This is a genomic window from Magnetospirillum sp. WYHS-4 (assembly GCA_039908345.1).
Taxonomy (GTDB): Bacteria; Pseudomonadota; Alphaproteobacteria; order Rhodospirillales; family GLO-3; genus JAMOBD01.
In genome coordinates this window covers 1-20,404 of record JAMOBD010000003.1, presented here as the reverse complement: position 1 = coordinate 20,404, position 20,404 = coordinate 1, and the positions used below count along the sequence as shown (strand labels likewise).

At 66.4% G+C, this 20,404-nt stretch carries 21 protein-coding genes, 1 tRNA gene and 1 pseudogene; 19 read left to right on the top strand and 4 right to left on the bottom strand.

All coding sequences use genetic code 11. From position 1 onward, the window contains the following. The first annotated feature begins 2 nt into the window (after positions 1 to 2). Entirely contained in the window at positions 3 to 455 is a 453-nt protein-coding gene (locus H7841_02140) for a hypothetical protein (protein ID MEO5335682.1), read from the top strand. Here H7841_02140 and H7841_02135 read toward each other — a convergent pair. Then, positions 421 to 2,316: an adenylate/guanylate cyclase domain-containing protein gene (locus H7841_02135; protein ID MEO5335681.1), complete on the bottom strand. Its 1,896-nt coding sequence runs from the start codon at positions 2,314 to 2,316 to the stop codon at positions 421 to 423. The two genes, H7841_02140 and H7841_02135, sit on opposite strands and share 35 nt — an antisense overlap. Before the next feature lie 349 nt (positions 2,317 to 2,665). Here H7841_02135 and rpsF point away from each other — a divergent pair, with 349 nt between their 5' ends. The 5 genes from rpsF (at position 2,666) to H7841_02110 (ending at position 5,232) form a co-directional block, all read left to right on the top strand. After that, the gene (gene rpsF, locus H7841_02130; GenBank protein ID MEO5335680.1) at positions 2,666 to 3,127 is read left to right on the top strand and encodes a 30S ribosomal protein S6; all 462 of its coding nucleotides are present in this window, start codon (positions 2,666 to 2,668) and stop codon (positions 3,125 to 3,127) included. Further along, complete coding sequence (gene rpsR / locus H7841_02125) at positions 3,124 to 3,369, top strand: 30S ribosomal protein S18 (protein MEO5335679.1); 246 nt, start codon at positions 3,124 to 3,126, stop codon at positions 3,367 to 3,369. The genes rpsF and rpsR overlap by 4 nt, the downstream gene beginning before the upstream one ends. A 49-nt stretch (positions 3,370 to 3,418) precedes the next feature. Next, positions 3,419 to 4,378, top strand: a complete 960-nt coding sequence (locus H7841_02120; GenBank protein MEO5335678.1) for a DUF2232 domain-containing protein — start codon at positions 3,419 to 3,421, stop codon at positions 4,376 to 4,378. Positions 4,379 to 4,381: 3 nt separating this feature from the next. Next, positions 4,382 to 4,969, top strand: coding sequence for a 50S ribosomal protein L9 (rplI, locus tag H7841_02115; protein MEO5335677.1), 588 nt, complete (start codon positions 4,382 to 4,384; stop codon positions 4,967 to 4,969). Between the two features lie 189 nt (positions 4,970 to 5,158). Continuing rightward, positions 5,159 to 5,232: transfer RNA gene (locus H7841_02110), tRNA-Gly, on the top strand. A gap of 118 nt (positions 5,233 to 5,350) precedes the next feature. Here H7841_02110 and H7841_02105 read toward each other — a convergent pair. Beyond that, positions 5,351 to 9,043: an ATP-binding protein gene (locus H7841_02105; GenBank protein MEO5335676.1), complete on the bottom strand. Its 3,693-nt coding sequence runs from the start codon at positions 9,041 to 9,043 to the stop codon at positions 5,351 to 5,353. Positions 9,044 to 9,175: 132 nt separating this feature from the next. Between H7841_02105 and H7841_02100 the strand changes: the two genes are divergently transcribed. Further along, positions 9,176 to 10,465, top strand: a complete 1,290-nt coding sequence (locus H7841_02100; GenBank protein ID MEO5335675.1) for an ATP-binding protein — start codon at positions 9,176 to 9,178, stop codon at positions 10,463 to 10,465. Between the two features lie 6 nt (positions 10,466 to 10,471). On the opposite strand, the gene H7841_02095 is transcribed toward H7841_02100, so the two are convergent. Next, the gene (locus H7841_02095) at positions 10,472 to 10,972 is read right to left on the bottom strand and encodes a CinA family protein (GenBank protein MEO5335674.1); all 501 of its coding nucleotides are present in this window, start codon (positions 10,970 to 10,972) and stop codon (positions 10,472 to 10,474) included. Then, on the bottom strand, positions 10,969 to 11,445 hold the full coding sequence (locus tag H7841_02090) for a phosphatidylglycerophosphatase A (protein MEO5335673.1): 477 nt from the start codon (positions 11,443 to 11,445) through the stop codon (positions 10,969 to 10,971). The genes H7841_02095 and H7841_02090 overlap by 4 nt, the downstream gene beginning before the upstream one ends. Before the next feature lie 221 nt (positions 11,446 to 11,666). Here H7841_02090 and H7841_02085 point away from each other — a divergent pair, with 221 nt between their 5' ends. The 12 genes and pseudogenes from H7841_02085 to H7841_02030 all read left to right on the top strand — a co-directional run. Further along, complete coding sequence (locus tag H7841_02085) at positions 11,667 to 12,992, top strand: peptidoglycan DD-metalloendopeptidase family protein (GenBank protein MEO5335672.1); 1,326 nt, start codon at positions 11,667 to 11,669, stop codon at positions 12,990 to 12,992. Next, the gene (locus H7841_02080; GenBank protein ID MEO5335671.1) at positions 12,976 to 13,443 is read left to right on the top strand and encodes a polymer-forming cytoskeletal protein; all 468 of its coding nucleotides are present in this window, start codon (positions 12,976 to 12,978) and stop codon (positions 13,441 to 13,443) included. The genes H7841_02085 and H7841_02080 overlap by 17 nt, the downstream gene beginning before the upstream one ends. A 7-nt stretch (positions 13,444 to 13,450) precedes the next feature. Next, on the top strand, positions 13,451 to 14,131 hold the full coding sequence (locus tag H7841_02075) for a haloacid dehalogenase type II (GenBank protein ID MEO5335670.1): 681 nt from the start codon (positions 13,451 to 13,453) through the stop codon (positions 14,129 to 14,131). Beyond that, positions 14,131 to 14,988, top strand: a complete 858-nt coding sequence (locus H7841_02070; GenBank protein MEO5335669.1) for an alpha/beta hydrolase — start codon at positions 14,131 to 14,133, stop codon at positions 14,986 to 14,988. The genes H7841_02075 and H7841_02070 overlap by 1 nt, the downstream gene beginning before the upstream one ends. Before the next feature lie 43 nt (positions 14,989 to 15,031). After that, positions 15,032 to 15,313 carry a type II toxin-antitoxin system Phd/YefM family antitoxin gene (locus H7841_02065; GenBank protein MEO5335668.1) on the top strand — a complete coding sequence of 94 codons (282 nt, stop codon included), beginning with the start codon at positions 15,032 to 15,034 and terminating at the stop codon, positions 15,311 to 15,313. Then, the gene (locus H7841_02060; protein MEO5335667.1) at positions 15,310 to 15,693 is read left to right on the top strand and encodes a PIN domain-containing protein; all 384 of its coding nucleotides are present in this window, start codon (positions 15,310 to 15,312) and stop codon (positions 15,691 to 15,693) included. Before H7841_02065 ends, H7841_02060 begins: the two co-directional genes overlap by 4 nt. A gap of 71 nt (positions 15,694 to 15,764) precedes the next feature. Next, positions 15,765 to 16,557, top strand: a pseudogene (gene dapA, locus H7841_02055) (4-hydroxy-tetrahydrodipicolinate synthase). After that, a complete protein-coding gene (gene smpB / locus H7841_02050) occupies positions 16,558 to 17,034 on the top strand; it encodes an SsrA-binding protein SmpB (GenBank protein MEO5335666.1) in 477 nt (158 codons plus the stop codon). A gap of 4 nt (positions 17,035 to 17,038) precedes the next feature. After that, complete coding sequence (locus H7841_02045) at positions 17,039 to 17,605, top strand: sulfite oxidase-like oxidoreductase (protein ID MEO5335665.1); 567 nt, start codon at positions 17,039 to 17,041, stop codon at positions 17,603 to 17,605. 59 nt (positions 17,606 to 17,664) lie between these two features. Continuing rightward, positions 17,665 to 18,582 (top strand): hypothetical protein, encoded by a 918-nt coding sequence (locus H7841_02040; GenBank protein ID MEO5335664.1) that lies wholly within the window; start codon positions 17,665 to 17,667, stop codon positions 18,580 to 18,582. After that, positions 18,579 to 19,700 (top strand): hypothetical protein, encoded by a 1,122-nt coding sequence (locus H7841_02035; GenBank protein ID MEO5335663.1) that lies wholly within the window; start codon positions 18,579 to 18,581, stop codon positions 19,698 to 19,700. The genes H7841_02040 and H7841_02035 overlap by 4 nt, the downstream gene beginning before the upstream one ends. Positions 19,701 to 19,728: 28 nt before the next feature. After that, positions 19,729 to 20,404, top strand: a 676-nt coding sequence (locus tag H7841_02030; protein MEO5335662.1) for a hypothetical protein, incomplete at its 3' end; no start/stop codon positions are given.

Genomic DNA, 20,404 nt, shown 5'->3' with positions numbered 1-20,404 from the left:
TCATGGCTTTTCCGTCGCGCGGCGAGGCGACAAGGGCCGCGGCCATGGCCGTGGCGGTCTGGCGGGGCGGCGGCACCTTCGCCTTCATCCACGCCGATGGTCGGATCGACGATCTGGATTGGCCGCCGGAAGGTCGAGAACCCTGGGCCTATTTCGTGCTGCTGGCCGAGTCGCGCGGCCGTCTTTGCGAGTTGAAGGAACTGCGCCGCCGCCATCCCGAGGCCTGGCCCGCGGTGGCCGCCGCGTTTGGCCTGCCTCCCGGCGGGCCGGACGAGACGATGCGGGCCGCCGCCGTGGCCGCGCTCAACGCCCCCAAGGTCTGGACCTTGGTTCAAGGAGTGGCGGGAGCCTTGCTGGCACGCAGCCCCTTGCCCTTCGCGGAAGTGGCGGCGGCCGGCGAGAGGGTGGTGCTGTCCCCCTTCATCCCTTCGCCGGAGCCTGAGGCGCCGCCGTAGCGGCCGTCGGGGGCGGCGGGGGCGGCGGAGCGGGTTCCCACGCGGGCTCGAAGACATGGACGGGCTCGGGAATGCCCTTGAGCAGCCGGGTTCCGTGGTCGACGAACTTGATGTCCTTGCCGGCGCACATCGCCTTGACCGCTTCCGAGACGATCACTTGGTTGGGCTGGGCTGCGGCGCAGAGGCGGGCCGCCATCTGCACCGTGACGCCGAACAGGTCGTTGTTCTCCTGAATCGGCTCGCCGACGTTGAGGCCGATGCGCAACGTGAGCGGCAAATCCTTTTCGGCCCTGTTGTTTGCCGCCACCCGCTTCATGATGACCAAACCCGCCTTGACCGCGTTGGAGGTGTTGGAAAAGGCCGCCATGATGCCGTCTCCCGTATGCTTGACCTCCTTGCCGTAGTAGTCGGCCAGCACCCCCCGGACGATGCGGTTGTGGGTATGCACCACATGCTGGGCGCGAGCGTCGCCCACGGTCTGGTTGAGATCGGTGGAGCCCACCATGTCGGTGAACATCACCGCCACGGTGCCCGACTGCGATTGGTCCTCCTTCTTGGGCTTGTTCCAGCCCTGGAGGGCGGGTCCCAGGCGATGCGACCCCTCGCTGTCGCCTTCGAGGAAACAGTTCACCGCCAGGCGGCCGTGTTCGAACATCTCCATGTAGCGGGCGTTCAGCAGGTAGCTTTCGTAGGACTCGGCGAACTTGGTGGCCTGATCCGAGGGGGTGCCGAGGGATTCCACCGCTGTCCGCAGCAGCAGGGCGGTCTCCTCGCGCGGCAGGCTTTTGTCGTTGGCCAGGGATTCCACGGCACCGGCGACGAACAGGCTGACGCCGAAGCGGTTGAAGGAGTCGACCCGCGGCAAGGCTTGGGTCAGGTCGCGGAGCGCCATCTCCATGAAGGAAGACATGAGCGCCCGTTGGCCCTCGGCGGCCTCCGACATGCCGGACGCCGGAACCTCCTCGACCGGGACTTCCGAAGGGGGGTCCTCCTGAGGCGGCGGCAAGGGAGGCTCGGGAGGAACCTCCTCGACCGGCGGCGCCGGCTCCCAGTGGGTCTCCTCATCGGGAATCTCGGTTTCGGGTAGCCGTTCCACCCCCTCCGCCCTTCGATCTTCCAGCCATTTTCCGGCCGCCCGTTCCTTCAGCATGGCATCGGCGCCGCCGCCCTTCGCGGGGGGCGGCTTGGGGGCCGGGGCGGCGGCCGGCACGCGAGGCCCGAGGGTCAGGTAATCGGACAGCAGGACCACGGCGAGCGCCAGGAAGCTGAGAATGAACAGACCCATGAAAATGGTGACCAGGACGTCCGTATGGGCCTCGAAGCCCAACGTACGGCGCAAAGCCTCCAGGCGCTGCTGGGACCCCGAAAGGGCCCAGGTGACGCCGCCCGACACGACGAAGCTCAGCAAGGTGACCAGCAGGACGCGCAGGATCAGATTTCCGGCGCTTCCTCCCCCTTCACCCGCCTTGGCCTTCCTTTTCGGCTTGCGGCGCGGCTTTTCGTCGTCGTCGTCATCGTCGTCGTCGCTCTTCCGTTTGAAAAATCCATCGCCGTCGATGGCGAAGTCGTCGTCGTCGTCGTCGTCGCTATGGCCCGATCGCCCGCCGCCCCAGCCGGAACCGCCGCCGCCCCGGCCGCCGCCGCGCGAAACTGGGGGCTTGGCGGCCATTGCGGTATTGGAGCCGGGCGTGCGGTAGACGACGATTTCCTTGTAAACGCCGCTATCGGAATCGAAGGTCTCGCGCGAGACCTTGACCATGGCTCCCATGGACCGCTCGATCTCGTGGGCCTCCTCGATGCAGGCATCCTTCTGGCTTACCGGAAAGCGGGCATGGATCTCCCACCGCGAACCCAGGCGCACGGAGATCTCATAATGGGATGAATCGATTTCCGCCATCGGCCACTCGAGAACAAAGTTCCGCAAGGATATAGGCATTTGCGTCCCGACGCCAAGCCCCTGCCGAAACGACAGCAGTTCTCATTATGGCGTGGAGCGGCCGTTTCCGGAGTTGAGGGAAATGGCGGCTTGGTTCTCCGGCGATCAACCGGTAACGCCCCGCAGCCCCGCTGCAAAGCCCCGTTGCGCTTGGGGTGGTTTCGTGTATAGTCCGCGGCCTTGTTTCCCTGCCGGTCCTTCCGGGGTCCGGCTATGCCTGTTTTCCGGTAATGTGCCGGGAAAGGCTGAGACAATCCGAAGGGAGTGATCCGAAGTGCCATTCTACGAGAACGTCTTCATCGCGCGGCCGGACATCTCCGGTCCCCAGGTGGACGCCCTGGCCGACGCCTTCACCAAGGTGATCGAGGACCTGGGCGGCAAGGTCGCCAAGCGCGAGTACTGGGGTCTGCGCAATCTCACCTACCGCATCAAGAAGAACCGCAAGGGCCATTATGTGCTCTTCAACCTCGATGCCCCGCCCCCGGCGGTGCGCGAGGTGGAGCGCCAGATGCACCTGCACGAGGACGTGCTGCGCTTCCTCACCGTGCGCGTCGAGGCCCTCGAAGAGGAGCCTTCCGCCATGATGCAGAGCCGTAACATGCGCGACGAGCGTCCGGGCCGCGAGGACCGCTTCGGCCGTGACGATCGTCCGGGACGCGAAGACCGCTTTGGCCGTGACGACCGTCCGGGCCGCGGTCGCCGCGACAGCAGCGAAGTCGAGGGAGGTTTGGAATGAACGGCACTGGTGGTGGAGCGCGGCGTCCCTTCTTCCGGCGTCGCAAGACCTGTCCGTTCTCCGGCGATAACGCTCCGGTGATCGACTACAAGGACCTGCGTCTGTTGCAGCGCTACGTGTCCGAGCGCGGCAAGATCGTTCCCAGCCGCATCACGGCGGTTTCCGCCAAGAAGCAGCGGGAACTCTCGCAGGCGATCAAGCGGGCCCGCTTCCTGGCGCTCCTGCCTTACGTTCTCAAGTAAGGCGGGGGACTCGTCCGGCCTCCGGCTCGGGGGCGGGGCGGGAGGCACCATGTCGAAGCCCTTGCTGATCGTCTTGGCCGCGGGCGTCGCGAGCGCCCTGGCCTCGCTGTCGATGGCGACGGGGTCGGTGTTGGCGCTGCTGATGATGTACGTGGCGCCCTTGCCTCTGCTGCTTGCCGGTTTGGCTCTCGGGCCCCGGTTGGCAGCCTTGGCGGCGGCGGCTGGCTTCGCGGTGACGGGTCTGCTGGGCGGCACCGCCGCGGCTGCGGTCTTCGGGCTGCTGCACGCGGCGCCGGCCTGGGTGGTGGTCCGTCAGGCGCTGGCCTACCGGACGGCGCCCGACGGGACCATCGAGTGGTCTTCGCCGGGCGGCATCGTTGCCTGGTTGGCGCTGATGGCGGCGGCCATGGTGGCCGGGGCGGCGACCGCACTTTCGGGCGGCGATGGCCTGGAAGCCGCGGTGCAGGCTTCGCTGGATCAGGCGTTCCGCCAGCTGTCGCTGCCGGACCCGCTGCGCGAGGGATGGCTGGACATCCTGGTGCCGCTGTTCCCCGGTTTCGCGGGGAGCGCCTGGGTGGTGACGACGGTGGCCAACGCGGCCCTGGCGCAGGCCTTGTTGGCGCGCTCGGGACGGGCTCTCCGGCCCAGTCCGGCCTTCGCCGACCTGACCCTGCCCGACTGGGCGTCGGTGGGGCTGGTTGCGGTGGCGGGCTTGGCGGTGGCGGCGACCGCGATCGAGGCCGGCGAGTTGCGGTACCTGGGCCGCAATCTCGCGGTGGTGCTGATGGTGCCGTTCTTCTTCCAGGGGCTGGCCGTGGTGCATGCCATGGCGCGCCGGTCGATGAACGGAACGATGCTGCTGGCGGCGTTCTATCTCTTGGTTCTCGTCTTCGACGGGGCCAAACTGCTGGTGGCGGGTGTCGGAGTGTTCGAACAATGGGTGGGGATCCGGCGGCGCTTCGCCGGTCCGGTCCCGGCCCGAAAGCCAGACGATGGCGAGGAGGAGTAAGTCATGGAAGTGATTCTGCTGGAGCGCATCGAGCGCCTGGGCAAGATGGGTGACGTGGTCAAGGTCAAGCCCGGCTTCGCCCGCAATTTCCTGCTGCCGCGCAAGAAGGCGCTGAGGGCTACCGACGAGAACCGGAAGCGCTTCGAGGCCGAGCGTGCCCAGTTGGAGGCCACCAACATCAAGCGCCGCGACGAAGCCCAGTCCATCTCGGGCAAGGTCGACGGGATGATGGTGTCCCTGATCCGCCAGGCCGGCGAAGCGGGGCAGCTCTACGGGTCGGTGAGCGCCCGCGACGTGGCCAGTGCGGCGACGGCCGCCGGCGTGACCATCGCCCGCCACCAGGTCGAACTGGGACACCCGATCAAGACGCTCGGCCTGTTCGGCGTCAAGGTGGCCCTGCACCCCGAGGTGACGGTGACCATCAAGGTCAACGTCGCCCGTTCGCCGGACGAGGCGAAGATCCAGGCCGAGACCGGCAAGGCCCTGGTGGCCGAGTCGGAGCGGCGCGAAGTCCACGTCGAGGAGTTCTTCGAGGAAGAAGCCCCCGAGGAGGTCGTCGAGACCGCCGAGGAAGCCGCCTCCGCCGAATAGCGGGGAGGATGGCGCCGCGACCGAACGCGATGGCCGGGCAACGTCCCGGTCATTTGCGTTTGGCGGCAATGGGTTCCAGGGCGATGAGTCCTGGCAGGAAACGGGGCGCAACGGCGCAGGGCACGGGCTGAACCGTGCCGCCGCGCCTTGCGCGCTTCGCGTCGATGGCCTATAAGACTGGCCTGGAGCGCGGGTGTAGCTCAATGGTAGAGCAGAAGCTTCCCAAGCTTACGACGAGGGTTCGATTCCCTTCACCCGCTCCAACAAAATCAAATGCCTGGCGACTTGCGTCGATCCTGTCTCGTACGGGCGGAACGAAGCCCGTGAGGACGACCCGCCAAGTATAACCATCTCCAGGCAGACAGCGGACGGTATCGGGTATCAGCGGATACGACCGGCGGGGAAGGCGATGGTTACCGTGGTTCCCCTGCCGACCTCGCTATGCACGTCCAGGGTTCCCCCGTGCAGCGAGACCAGGGATTGTGTGATGGGCAGGCCCAGGCCGACCCCGTCGATCCGGCGGATGTAGGCCGACTCGACTTGTTCGAAGGGCTTCATGATGCGTTGCATGTCGGCCGGCGCGATACCGATTCCGGTGTCGATCACCTGCAGCACGTAGGCGTCGGGATTGACTTGGGTGACCAGCCGGACGGTGCCGCCGGTACCGGTGAACTTGACCGAATTGGTCAGCAGGTTGAGCAGGATGCGCTTGAGCGCCGTCTCGTCGGCGAACAGGCGGGGCGTGTCGGTGGGAACCTCGTTGACCAGTGCGACCCCGCCGGCTTGGGCACGGTCGGCAACCAGGCGCAGGGTGGCGTCGCCGGCCAGGTGCATGTCGACCTCTGTCTCGTGCAGCATCATCCGGCCGGCCTCGATCTTCGACAGATCCAGGATGTCGTTGATCATGGTCAGCAGCAACAGCCCGCTGTCGTGAATGTCGCGCGAGTATTCCCGGTACTTGTCGCCGCCGAGGGTGCCGAACATCTCGTCCTTCAGCACTTGGCTGAAGCCGATGATGGCGTTCAGGGGGGTACGCAGTTCGTGGCTCATGTTGGCCAGGAATTCGGACTTGGCGCGGCTGGCGTGTTCCGCGTGGGTCTTGGCGCGCCAAAGGTCGCTTTCCGCCTGCTTGAGGTCGTCGATATCGGTCATGATGGCGAAATAGCCGAGCACCGAGCCGTCCTCGCAGCGATGGGGGACATAGTGATAGCGCAGGTAGCGCCGTTCCTCGGTCGGGTGGGCGGATTGCTGCTCGAAGCGTTGTTCCTCGCCGCGCAGGGCGGCGCGGATGTAAGGCCGAAGCAGCTCGTAGCGTCCGGCCCCGACAACGTCCTTCACCCGCCCGCCCATCACCTGATCGCGGGGGCGGACAAACCAGTCGCAGTAAGGCTGGTTGCAGAAGCGGATGCGTTCCCCCGCGTCGACGTAGGAAATCAGAACCGGCGCGGAATCGGTGATGTAGCGCAGCCACTCCTCGCGCGCCTTCAACTCCTTCTGGGTGGTGCGTATCTCGGTCTCGTCAAGGAAGGTCATGATGGCGCCGGAAGGCTTTTCGTCGCGTACCTTGTAGGGCTGCAGGCGCATGCGGTAGATCAGGCCGTTGGCCTGGATTTCCTCTTCTTCCGCCTTGCCGCTGACAACCACGCGGGCCAAGCGGCCGCGCAGGTCCTGGGTGTCGGCGTAGCTGGGCACCGAGGTGATGGTCTGGCCGATGTCGGAAGGCAGCAGCCCGAACAGCCGCACCGCGGGCGGCGTGTAGCGGGTGATGCGCAGGTTGCGGTCGACCACCACCATCGGATTGCCGATGCTGTTCTGGATGTTTTCCAGGTCGTTGTTGGCTTCGGCCAGTTCGGATGTGCGAACCTGCAGCTCCTCGTTGACCGTGGTCAGTTCCTCGTTGGTGGACTGCAGTTCCTCGTTGGAGGTTTCGAGTTCCTCGTTGGAGGATTGCAGTTCCTCGTTGGCGGCCTGCAGCTCCTCGTTGAGGGCCTGCAACTCCTCATTGGAAGTCTCCAGTTCCTCGACCACCGTCTGCAGGTTCTCCTTGGTGGCGACCAGTTCCTGTTCCAGTTCCGCGATGCGGCTTTCGGCATCGCGGTCGCTGATGGCGCGGTCGACCGCGTCGGCCGACGCGGCGACCCTTTCCATTTCGCAGGAGACCAGGTAGAGCGACTCCTTGCCGCCTTCCATCGCCAAGGGCCGGATGACCAGCCGCGCGACGGCCTCGCCGTCCGGCACCTTGAGGCGCTTGCGGGTGCCGTGCACCGGCGCCCCCTCGCGGGTGGCGCGATGCACCAGGACCCGCACGTCGGTGCGGAAATCGGGGATGATGAGGCGCGACAGGTTCATTTCCGGCTTGCCCTTGGGCAGGCGCAGGAAGGTCTCGGCGCTGTCGTGGATGTGCAAGATGTCCAGGTTGTCGTTGACGATCACGCTGGGCGGGGCATAGGCCTTGATGAAGGAATCCTTCATCAGGTCCAGGTAGGAGACCTGGCGCGGCGCGGTGTCGTGCACCATCGGATAGGCGGTGGCCGGGCGGAATTGGCCGAACAGCGGCGCCCCCAGCTTGGCGGACGGGCCGAAGCGCTTCTTGAAGATCTTGGAGGCGCTTTTGACCGGGCGGAAAAGCTCGGTCCCGTGGCCGACCGATTCCGACTTGCCCAGGAACATGTAGCCTTCCGGATTCAAGGCGTAATGGAAGATCGACATGACCCGGCTTTGCAGGTCGGCGTTGAAGTAGATCAGCACGTTGCGGCAACTGACCAGGTCGACGCGGACGAAGGGAGGGTCCTTGGCCAGATCCTGGCGGGCGAAGACGACCATCTCGCGTAGGTGCTTCTTAACTTGGTAGCTCTGGGCCATCTGGTCGAAAAAGCGGGTGATGTATTCGGGCTTCAGGTTCTCGACCGTGGTTTCCGAATAGATGCCCTTGCGGGCATGGGCCATGGCGTCCAGGTCGATGTCGGTGGCGAAGACCTGGATGTTGTAGAAGGTCTTGAGGTTCTTCCCCAGACGTTCTTCCAGCATCATGGCGATGGAGTAGGCTTCCTCGCCGGTGGCGCAGCCGGGAATCCAGATGCGAATGGAATCGCCCGGCTTCTTGACCTTGAGTATCTCGCCCAGGGCCAGATCCAGGTCGGCGAAGGCCTCGGTATCGCGGAAGAACGAGGTCACCGAGATCAGGATGTCCTTGCACAGCAAGTCCAACTCGGTCGGGTTGCGACGCACGAAATCCAGGTAGGATTCCACCGATTCGATGCGGTTGGCGGCCAAGCGGCGTTCCAGCCGGCGGTGGACGGTGCTCATCTTGTACTGGGAGAAGTCGATATTGGTCTTTTTCTGCACCAGGCGGAAGATCTCGGCCACCGTGTCGCGGGCGGCGGGTTCCGGGGTCGCCGGCAGGGCGGGACGCGGGAACTGGGTGATGGAGGCCAACTCGCCGCCGATCTTGTCGGGGGTGAGCAGCATATCGATGCAGCCCGTCTCGATGGCGGCGCGCGGCATGCCATCGTATTTGGCCGATTCCGGTTCCTGGGCGATGGTGAAGCCACCCGCCGCCTTGATGGCACGGATGCCGTGCGCGCCGTCGGTGCCGGTGCCGGACAGGACCACGCCGATGGCGTCCTGGCCCTTGTCCTCGGCCAGGGAGACGAAGAAGACGTCGACGGAAGGCTTGGGGCCGACCGGCGAGGAAGGCTCGCGCAGCCAAAGGGTGGAATTCTTGATCCGCACGTCCTTGTTGGGCGGCGTGATGTAGATGGCGTTGGGCTCGATCTTCTGGCCGTCGGTAATTTCCACCATGCCGAGCTTTGTTTCGCGCCCCAGCAACTGGGCCAGCATGCTGCGGTACTGCGGCGACAGGTGCTGGACGATCACGTAGGCCATGGCCGAGGAGGCGGGCAAGCTCGCCACGAAGGGCCGTAGCGCCTCCAGTCCGCCGGCCGAGGCGCCGATGCCGACCACATAGAGCTCCCCGGTCCGCGCCACTGCCGGAGACGGCGGCGGGCCTTCCTCCTTGCCCTTTGCCTTACCCGAGCGAGCCCCCCGACCGGGCTCCTTGGTAGATTTTGTCATATGTTGTTTCAACCCGTATGGCTGGTTGCCAGTTCTTATTACCATAACAAGATTGGAATACTATACCATTCGGCCGCTAGCGGCTACTATAGTCGCTGGCGGTTCCGGCAACTGGAGGCACGAAGGGCTCGCATGGGGGGGAAGCGGTTGGACGACGGGGACGGCTTGGCGGACGACGCCGCCCACTGGCGTGCGGAAGCCGAGCGTCTGCGCGTCCGCGTCGAGCATATGAAGGAGATCGAGGATCGCCTGGGGGAGACCCTGCAGAATCTCGAAATCCATCAGGAGGAACTGCGGACCCAGAACGAGGAATTGCGCGAATCGCAGCGGGTGCTTCAGGACGTCACCCGCAAATACTACAGCCTGTTCCACAATTCTCCGTCGGGCTATGTGGTCCTGGATTCGCATCATCGCATCACCGACGTGAACTTCGCGGGGGCCGGTCTCCTGGGCCGCGAGGTGGCCCATGTGGTGGGCAAGCCCTTGTTCCTGTTCGTCGCGCCGGAATCGCGCCGTGCCCTGGAAGATCATCTGCGGGATGCCGGAAGCGGCGGTACTCCGCCCGTCGAGGTGGTCCTCGGGATGGCCGAAGACCAGCCGGCCGTCGCCCTGTTCGAAACCTGCGTGCTGGAGGCCGAGGGCGGAGAATTCAAGAGGCTCCTGGTCAGCATCGTCGATATCACGGCGCGCCGGTCCGCCGAACGAAAGCTGGAAGAGGCAATGGACCAGCTCACGCGGTCAAACCAGGAACTCAAGCAGTTCGCTTTCGTCGCCTCCCACGATCTGCAGGAGCCGCTACGCACCGTCATCACCTACCTGCAGCTTCTGGAGCGTCGCTACGGCACCAGCCTCGAAGACGAAGGGCGGGTGTTCCTTGATATCGCCGTCGGGGGAGCCAAGCGTCTTCGGGCCTTGGTGCAGGACCTGCTGGCCTATTCGCGGGTCGATACCCAGGTGGCGGCCTTCGATCATGTTCGGGGCGACCAGGTCGTCACCAACGTGCTGCGCGATTTGTCGGCGGCGGTGGAGGAAGCCGAGGCGAGGGTGAGCTTCGATCCCTTGCCCAGTTGGTACGGCGATGCCGGCCAGCTTGGCCAAGTCTTCGCGAACCTGATCGGCAACGCCATCAAGTACCGCCATCCGGAACGCCCGCCCCAGGTCCATCTGGCGGTCGAAGACCAGGGGCCCCATTGGATCGTCACGGTGGCCGACAACGGCATCGGGATCGAACCCCAGTATTACCAGCGCATCTTTCTGGTCTTCCAGCGTCTGCATACCCAGGAACAGTTCAGCGGAACCGGCATCGGCCTGGCGATCTGCAAGAAGATCGTGGAACGTCACGGGGGACGTATCTGGGTGGAGTCGACCCATGGGGAAGGCAGCCGCTTCCGCTTCTCCCTGCCCAAGGCGCCGCGTGGGTAGCCGACGTCAGGTTTCCGCCAGTTCCCTCAGCATCTCCAGCGCCGCGGCCACCGATTGCCGTCGCACGGCGTCCCGGTCTCCGGAAAACACCATCCGCCGGTGGAGGGTCGGCCCGCCGCGCCGGATCGCCGCCACGTGGACCAGTCCGACGGGTTTGATTTCGCTTCCTCCGCCCGGTCCGGCGATTCCGGTCACCGCCACCGACAGGTCCGCCGTGGAGTGGGCGAGAACGCCTTCGCCCATGGCACGGGCCACGGTCTCGCTGACCGCGCCGGGGTTGGTCAAGATATCCCATGGTACGCCCAGCATGGCGGCCTTGGCTTCGTTGGCATAGGTGACGAATCCCCGTTCCACCACGTCCGAGGAACCGGGGATCGCGGTCAGAACGGCGGCGATCAAGCCGCCGGTGCAGGATTCCGCCGTCGCCACCTTTAGGCCGCGTCCGCGGCAGGCCGCCAGGAGGGCTTCCGCCTGGGCCAGGAGGGCATCATCTATCGTAAAGCTCATGCCAGTCCCCATGCGATTCCGTATAGAGCCGCCCCTGCGTAGAGGCCGGCCAGCATGTCGTCCAGCATGACGCCCAGGCCGCCTCCGACTTCGCGGTCCGCCCAGGACACCGGCCAAGGCTTGAGGATGTCGAACAGGCGGAACAGTGCGAAGCCGATCAGGTAGAGTAGGGGGTCGGGCGCCACGGCCAGGAGGGCCAGTCCCTGGCCCGCCACCTCGTCGATCACCACGGCGCCCGGATCGTCGGTCCCGGTGGCTCGCATATAGGCTCCCGCCGCCCAGATCCCGGCCACGAAGACCGTCGCAACTCCCGCCGCCAGTCCCCAGGGGCCCGCCCACGCCGCCAGGCTCCAGGCCAGCGGCAACGACGCCAGGGACCCCCAAGTGCCGGGCGCACCGGGCAGCCGCCCGACACCAAACCAGGTGGCCAGGAGCGTCGCGGGAGACGAATTGGAAAATCCTGGTTCGATCATGAGTTATGGGCTGTCCTTCATGTGGAGGTTTTGCCTGAGGAAATCAGGACTTGCAAGGTTCGACTCCAGTAGCTACCGTCTTCCCTGGCAGCGCGAAGGAAAGATCAAGACCACGCAACGTGGCGGGCGCGCCACCTAAGGGGGCTCGAGGCGGCCCCCCCCGGATGCCGTCGGGGACGGCATGCGGTGGGTGTGTGGTGTGGTGTTAGAGAGGGGTTCGCATGACCGACGGGTACGAGTGGCAGTCCCGGTTGGACCGGGTTCGTGCCAAGATTCGCGAGTATTTCCCTGAAAGACAGTTCGTCCTGCGTACGGAGGGGCGGGTATCCTTCGTCCGCCTGTCGCCACGCATCCAGATGATGGGCCTGGCGGTCGTCGTGGCCCTGGGCGGCTGGGCGACCTTCGCCACGGTGAACTACGCGATCTTCGACCGCATCCTCGAATCCAAGGAAAAGCAGATCGCCAACACCCGATTGGCCTACCGTGGCCTGCTCGACGAAGTTTCCACCTATCAGAAGAAGTTCGGGGCGATTTCCGCCGACCTGGAAGCCAATCACGGCGTGATCCTGGGGTTGGTCGAGCAGAACGCCTCGTTGCAGCAGAGCCTGCGCTCCGTCGAGACCCAATTGGTGGCGACGGAACGGGACCGCGAGCATATCCTCTCGGCCCGAGAAGGCCTGAAAAACAGCCTGTCTTCCCTGAAGGATCGCCTGCACCATCTGAACAACAACAACTTCGCCCTCAAGGAGAATCTCACCACCATCGAGGAAAGTCTCCAGGGCGTGGTGGCCGAGCGCGACCGCGCGCTCCGCGAAGGGCGGGAACTCAAGAAGCACCGCGATGCCCTGGAAAGCCGGTTGTCCGAAATCCAGGAGACGGAAAAGGGCGCGGTCCAGAAGCTGATGGACCACACCATGACTTATATCGACAGTATGGAGAAGGTGGTCGAACTGGCCGGCCTGGACGTCAACCGCCTGCTGGACGGCGATGCCGACAGCACCCGCAACATGGGCGGTCCGTTCGTCGAAGTGAAGCCGGAGCCCGACACCTTGCCGGGCGCCCAGCTCAAGAATAGCCTGGATACACTGGATGCACGTCTGGAGCGTACCGCTGCCTTGCAGGGCCTGATGAAGCGCCTGCCTCTGGCGGCGCCCATGGACAGCTTCAACCTGTCCAGCGGGTTCGGCAAGCGTCGCGATCCGGTCAACAAGCGCTGGGCCATGCACTATGGCCTCGACCTGACCGGCGCCCAGAAGTCGCCCATTTATGCGACGGCGCCGGGAAAAGTGATCTTCGCCGGGTGGAAGGACAAGTACGGCCGGCTGGTGGAAATCGACCACGGTGCGGGCATCATCTCCCGGTACGGCCACTTGGAGCGTATCTTCGTCAAGCAGGGCCAGGATATCGACTTTCACGAGAAGGTAGGGCTTTTGGGCAATACCGGCCGCACCACCGGCATGCATCTGCACTACGAGGTTTCCTTCAACGGCAAGCCCAAGAATCCTTTGAACTTCATCAAGGCCGGCCGGCATGTTTTCAAAGAGTAGCAAGCCGTCCGCCAAGGCCGGGGCCAAGCCTCCCGTCCAACCGGCGCGTGCGGCGACTCCGTCCATCATCTCGACGGACCTGCGTATTGTCGGCGACCTCAACAGCGACGGCGAGATCCAGGTGGACGGGGCGGTCGACGGCGACATCCGTTCGCGGGTCCTGCTGGTCGGCGAGACGGCGCACATCAAGGGCGAGATCATTGCCGACGCGGTGCGCGTGCATGGTCACGTCAACGGCCAGATCAAGGCCAATACCGTCAGCCTGGCGACGACCGCCCATGTCATCGGCGATATCCTCCATGAAAATCTTTCCATCGAAAAAGGCGCCTTCCTGGAAGGGCACTGCCGCCGGATGAACGAGCGTGTCGACCTTTCGGAAGGTGCGGGAAAGATCACCTTGCTTCTGAAGGGTACGGAGCAGGACATCCTGCCCATTCCCGAAAAGGCCTGATATCTCCATGCCTTTGGCCGGCATCAAGGCCTGCGTGTTCGATGCCTACGGCACCCTGTTCGACGTGGCGGCGGCGGCCAGGCGTTGCGCCGACGCTCTGGGCGGCCGGGCCGACGACTTGGCGGCGCTGTGGCGGACCAAGCAACTCGAATACACCTGGCTGCGCAGCCTGATGGGCACGCCCTACCGGGACTTCTGGCAGGTGACCGGCGACGGCCTGGACTTCGCCATGGCCCGCCTGGGCGTGGCCGACGCCGCCCTGCGCGGGCGGCTGATGGACCTTTACTTGAACCTGGACGCCTATCCCGACGCCAAGGAGACCCTGAAGCGCCTCAAAGGCTCCGGCATGGCCACCGCCATTCTGTCCAACGGATCGGCCGGCATGCTCGGGGCCGCCACCACCACGGCGGGGCTGTGCAAGCTGCTGGACCGGGTATTGTCGGTGGACGAGGTCGATATCTACAAGCCCCATCCCTCGGTTTACCAACTGGCCTGCGACCATCTGGGCGTGGCGGCGGGGGAGGTCTGCTTCGTTTCTTCCAACGGCTGGGACATCGCCGGAGCATCCTGGTTCGGATTCCAGTGCGTCTGGATCAACCGCGCCGGCCAGCCGCCGGAGCGCCTGCCGGGGGGGGCGCAGGCGGAAATCCGGGCCTTGGCCGACCTGCCGCCCCTGCTGGGGCTGTGATGGTCGACTTCCGTGAACGCCGCTTCACGTCACGGGACGGCCTGTCCCTTTATTTCCGCGACTACGGCGATCCGCTTTCGAGGGCGACTCCGGTTCTCTGCCTGGGGGGCCTGACCCGCAATTCCAAGGACTTCCACGGCCTGGCGCTGTGGCTGGCGGGGCAGGGGCGGCGGGCGGTCTGCCCCGACCTGCGCGGGCGCGGCCGGTCCCAGTACGATCCCGACTGGAGAAACTACCATCCGGCGACCTATGTCGACGACCTCCGGCACCTGCTGGCGGTGGCCGGCCTGCATCGGGCGGTCGTCGTCGGCACCTCCCTGGGCGGGGTGCTTGCCATGGCTTTGGGGGCCGCCCAGCCGGCGGCCCTGGTCGGGGTGGCGCTGAACGACGTGGGGCCCGTGGTGGCGCGCGGGCCCCTGGCGCCCATCGTCGCCTACATGGCGGACGACCGTCCGCTGGCGTCGTGGGACGAGGCGGCGGCCAAGCTGCGGGCCACCTTCCCAGATTGGCCGGCCCATAGCCCCGAGGAATGGCTGGCGGTGGCCCGCATCACCTACCGCGAGACGCCCGAAGGCCTCCGCCACGATTGGGACCCCAATCTGGTGCGGCCCCTGCTGGCCGAGGCGGGGGCGGGGGACGTGAAACTCTGGCCTCTGTTTCACAGCCTGGATCGGATTCCGCTGCTGGTCCTGCGCGGCGAGACGTCGGCCATCCTGCCGTCCGCGCTGCTGGAGGCGATGGCTGCCGCCCGACCGGATCTGCGCCGGGCCGTGATCCCCAACGTCGGCCACGCCCCCGGCTTGGCCGAACCGGAAGCCCGTGCCGCCCTGGCGGAATTCCTGGAAAAGATTCCCTAGTCCGGCTATCATGGCTATCCGGATAGCTATCTTGGGATGGGCCATGGCAGAAGTATCGATCGCCGAAGCGAAGAACCATCTGCCACGCTTGGTCCAGCGGGCCGAGGCGGGCGAGCCGGTTCGCATCACCCGGCGGGGGCGGCGGGTGGCAGTCCTGTTGTCGGAACGGGAGTTCGAACGCCTGAACGCGCCGCGCGAGGGACTGGGTGTCTTCCTTGGACGTTGGCGGGCCGAGATGGCGGTTCGGGGCATCGAGTTCCCTGCGGGTCCGGAACTTGAGGGATTACGGGACAACGGCGGGCGGCCGGCGCCGGACTTGGCATGACGCTCGCCTATCTGCTCGATACCAATGTGATCTCCGAACTGGCGCGACGCGAGCCGGTACCAGGAGTCGAGGGGCGGGTGGTGGCCCATCAGGCGGTTGCCGCCATCTCCGCGCCCACAGTGGAGGAACTGGTTTTCGGGGTGGCGCGCCTCCTGCCGTCGGCCAGGCGGGAAATGCTGGATCGTTGGTTGGAAGGGATTCTCGCCGGTTTCGATCTGTTGCCCTTCGACGCCAAGGCCGCGCTGTGGCTGGGCCGCGAACGGGCAAGGCTGGCTTCCCTTGGCCGGACCGTGGGGCGGGCCGACGGGGAGATTGCCGCCATCGCCGCCACCAACGGACTGATCCTGGTGACCCGCAATCTGGCTGGAAAACTGGTTTGACTCCTGACCTTGCGGCCTGACCAAGGCGGCGCTATGTTCGGCGCCTTGTTCGCAATGCACCAGAGGCTGCCATGTTCCAGGGTTCCATCCCCGCGCTCATCACCCCCTTTGCCGACGGCCGGGTGGATGAGAAGGCGTACCAGGCCTTCATCGACTGGCAGATCGGGGAAGGCAGCGACGCCGTCGTGAGGGCGCGTTCCCGTCATCGCCGGCACGGGCTCCAATTCCACCGACGAGGCCATCGACCTGACCCGCCATGCCCAGAAGGCCGGGGCCGCCGCCGCCCTGATCGTCGCGCCCTACTACAACAAGCCGACCCAGGAACATCTCTACCGCCACTTCAAGGACATCCACGACGCCACCGACATCCCCATCCTGCTCTACAACGTGCCGGGGCGGACGGTGGTCGAAATCGGCGTGGAGACGGTCGGGCGCTTGGCCAAGTTGCCGCGCGTCGTCGGCATCAAGGATGCCACCGCCGATCTCAACCGGCCGGCCCTGATCCGCCTCGCCGCCGGCCCCGATTTCTGCCTGCTGTCGGGCGAGGACGGCACGGCGCTGCCCTTCCTGGCCGCGGGCGGGGTGGGCTGCATCTCGGTGACTGCCAACATCGCGCCGCGCCTTTGTGCCGACATGCAGCGCGCCTGGCGGGACGGCGATATCAAGAAGGCCCAGGACCTGCATGTCCGCCTGGCGCCGCTTCATGCCGCCATGTTCTGCGAGGCCAGCCCCGGCCCGGTCAAGCATGCCGCCAGCCTGCTGGGCAAGTGCGCCGCCGATTGCCGTGCGCCGCTCTACGGCATTGCGGAAGCGAGCCGCAAGAAGGTGGAGGACGCCCTGCGCCAGGTGGGCGTCATCGGGTAGATGACCAAGGACAAGAAGACCGTCGGCACCATCGCGGCCCAGAACCGCAAGGCGCGCCACGACTTCTTCATCGAGGAGACCTTCGAGGCCGGCATCGTGCTCGCCGGCACCGAGGTCAAGGCCTTGCGCGCCGGCCACGCCTCCATCGCCGAGTCCTATGCGGCGGAGCAGGGGGGAGAACTCTGGCTGGTCAACGCCCATATCCCCGAATACCAGAACGCCGGCCGCCACCTGACCCACGAGACCCGGCGGCCGCGCAAGCTGCTGCTGCATCGGCGCCAGCTCGAAAAGCTGATCGGCGCCGTTCAGCGCCAGGGGATGACCATGGTGCCGCTCGACATACACTTCAACGCCCGCGGGATGGCCAAGGTGACCCTCGCGCTGGCCAAGGGCAAGCATAACGTCGACAAGCGTCACGCCATCAAGGACCGCGACTGGCAGCGCCAGAAGGCCCGCATCATGCGGGACCGGGGCTAGGGGGATGGCCGGAGACAAGCCCTGCCTGCCGCCCGGCCAGTACCGCACCGACGATTGGCCGGTGCTCGACCTGGGCGTCCAGCCGGCCATCGACCGCAAGGACTGGCGATTGACCGTCGCCGGGCTGGTGGAAAACCGGATCGACTGGAACTGGGACGCCTTCATGGCCCAACCCCAGGTGACGATGACCACCGACATCCATTGCGTCACCACTTGGTCGCGCTTCGACAACGCCTGGGAAGGGGTGACGGGCCGCCACCTGCTGGCGGTGGTCAGGCCCAGGCCGGAAGCCCGGTTCATGATCTTCCACGGCCACGACGGCTACACCACCAACGTGGCGCTGGCCCGCTTCGACGCCCCCGACACCATCCTGGCCCATACCTGGGAAGGCCAGCCCATCGGCCGCGAGCACGGCGGCCCGGTGCGGCCGATCATCCCTTCGCTCTATCTCTGGAAGAGCATCAAGTGGCTGAAGCACATCACCTTCACCGACAAGGACGCGCCGGGTTACTGGGAGGTGAGGGGCTACCACAACGAGGCCGATGTCTGGAAGGAAGAACGGAACGGCTGATCGCAACCCTTACTTGACCAACATTCCGTCCTAAGGCAGGCTGGCGACAGGCGGGGAGGATGGGGTTGCATTTCGACGACGACGGCATGCGGGCGGAAGCCGAGGCCTGGGCCGGGAGCGCGTCGCCCCAGGTCGGAGCCATGGGCGCCAACCTGCGTTGCGAGGAACGGGTGGCCGAGGCGCGGCGCAAGGCCTACGAGGGCTTGGCCGGCGCGGGCAGCCTGACAGGCCGCCACAAGCGATATCTGGGGAATGCCATCTCTGTCGAAAGGGGGAGGGTGCCGGATACCTTCCAGCCCACCAACGACCTTGCCCTTACCCCGGCGATCGAAGGCAACCAGCGGCTCGTCCGGGTGGAGAACCTGGGATTCTGGGTGGACGAACTCGGATTTGCCGGCGACCGGCCGGGATTTCTGCATCGCTTCGCCGCCCTGAAGACGGCTTCCGGCGGCGCGGAGGGCCCACAGGCAGCCATGCTGCTCGGCAAGTTCTTCGCCGAGTGGAACGAGAAGCGCGACGCCCGCCCCATGTTCGCCGCCTTTCGCGACGAACTGCAGGCCGAGATCGCCGCGCCCGACTGGGGGCGTTTCCTGCCGGCCCGTCTGGGCATCGTCTTTCCCAACCCGCCGCTGTTGCTGGGCCTGATGGTCTATCGCGTCGCCGAGGTCCTGGGCGCCTGTCCGGAAGCCGATCACGGCCGCTGCTTTGCCGCGCCCACGGTGTTGGACAGGCATTTCGATCCGCTGTTCCATCCGGCACCGCACACGGCACCGCCGCGCCAGGGCGCCCCGCTGGACCTGACCGGCAAGGCGGCCGGCCTTGTCGCCGAGGTGCTGCATCGCCACATTCCCTATACCCTCGGCCATCTGGTTGCGGTACAAGAAGTAGTCGATCCGGTTGGCGAGGGCGACCTCGACGCCTTGCGGGCCCGCCACATGGGGCTGCTGCGGGGCGGGCGGCCGGGCTTTTGCGCATGACGGGCACGACCATGGGTTTCCTGGCCGAACAGGCTTGGTGGGCGGAATTCGAGGCCGATCCGGAAGGACGGCTGGACGATCTGCTGGATGGCGAACTGGTCGTCGAGTCCCTGGCGGGCATCGACCCCGGCCAGGCCCTGGTGGCGTTGTTCCGCCCCCTGGCGGCGGCCGGCGACACCCGTCTCGACCGGCTGGACGAACAGCTTCTCGCCTGGTTCCGGGCGCGCCTGGGCGACAGCCCGGAAGCCATCGCCGCCTATGGCCGCAACGCCTACGTCATCCGCGCCCAGGAAGCGCTCGGCACCGTTCTGCGCCTGCCCCTGGTCCGCAGCCGCCGCGGCCTGGCGGAAGGCTTCGACGAATTCACCCCTTGGACGGAAGGGGTCCGTTCCGACGGTGCCCGCGACCTGCGCCGCGACTACTGGCGGCTGCTGGCCCGCAGCCAGGAAAGCCGCCGCCTGCTGGGGCTGTGGTACGAACTCTGCGAACAGGCGGGGCGGCGCTATCCGGAAAGCTACCTGGATTTGGGCCTGGCCGGGCTGCGCGGCCTGCCCTGGCCGGAGACCGGGCCGGAACCGGGCGACGAACTGCTGCACGGCCTGGCCCGCTGGGCCCGCCGGCTGGCGGACAGGCCGGCGGACAAGGCCCGCTTCCTCGACCAATGGCACCTGATCGTCGCCCAATACCCGCGCGGCCCCGCCTATTGGCCGGAGCGCCTGGAAAACCTGCTGCCGGGCTACGGCAAGGCCCCCTTCGTCGCTTGGTGGCGGGAGGAACTGGGGTTGGCGGAAAGGGCGCCGACGAATAACTGGGAACCGTCGAAAGCGGATACCGACTCTTTCCTGAAGAAGATCGCCAAGCTATCCGGCGAGGCGCTGCGGTCGGAAGTCGACAAGTATCACGACAAGCATGAAGCCTATGTGGCGCGGACCGGCGACCGCTTCCACCTGCCCATGTCCCTCAACCGGGTCGGCAACGCCGTCCTGGAGAAGGCCCCGGCCCTGGCCCTGCGGCTGGCGCGGACGGCCCTCGAGCACGAACCGAACAACGAACACTGCCGGGCCCTCTGGGCGGAAGCCCTGATCGGGCTGGTCCACCGCCCGCTTTCCCGACGATGATGTTTCCCGAAATGCCCTCGCCAACCTGCTGGCCCGGCGAGGCCGGACGGCGGAAGCGGAGGCTCTTTACCGCGAAACCATGCGCCGCTTCCCCGACGACCGTCACTCCCGTTTGGATTTGGGATTGCTGCTGGTCCGATTGGGGCGACGCGAAGGTGCCGAAGCCTTGTCGCGGGAACTGGAGCGGATGGGAGATTCCGGGGCCGACACGATCAAAGCCTGCTTGGCCGGCGCCAAGGGCACCGAGAAGCCCAGCCTGTCGCCCAAGCCGGCATTGGACATCGCCGCCTGGGCGGGGCTCAAGGCCGATGCGGCGGCTGTGCGCTGCGATTTCCTGCTGTCGGACGGCTTCGCCAAGGGCAAGGGGCTGGTGCTGTCCACCCCGGCGGTGCGGCAAAGCCTTCAGGCCGAGGCCCGCGCCAAGCTGGCCGACCTGATCCAAAAGCGGCCCGGCCACCCCGTGGTGCGGCTGATCGCCCAGCGCCACGGCGTCATGCCGGCCGGCAAAGCCATGCCGCTACCGGACGAGGTTTCCCCCGACGACTATCCCCTGCGTCTGGAACTGGCCCGGCAAGCCAAGGAGCTGCGCGACTTCCCGGCCCTATTCGAGCACTTCGCGGCGGAACGGCCGCTCACCGCCGTCCTCTGGCTGCTGGACGACCATACCGCCGATCCGCCCGCCGGATTCCTGGCCGGCTGGCTGC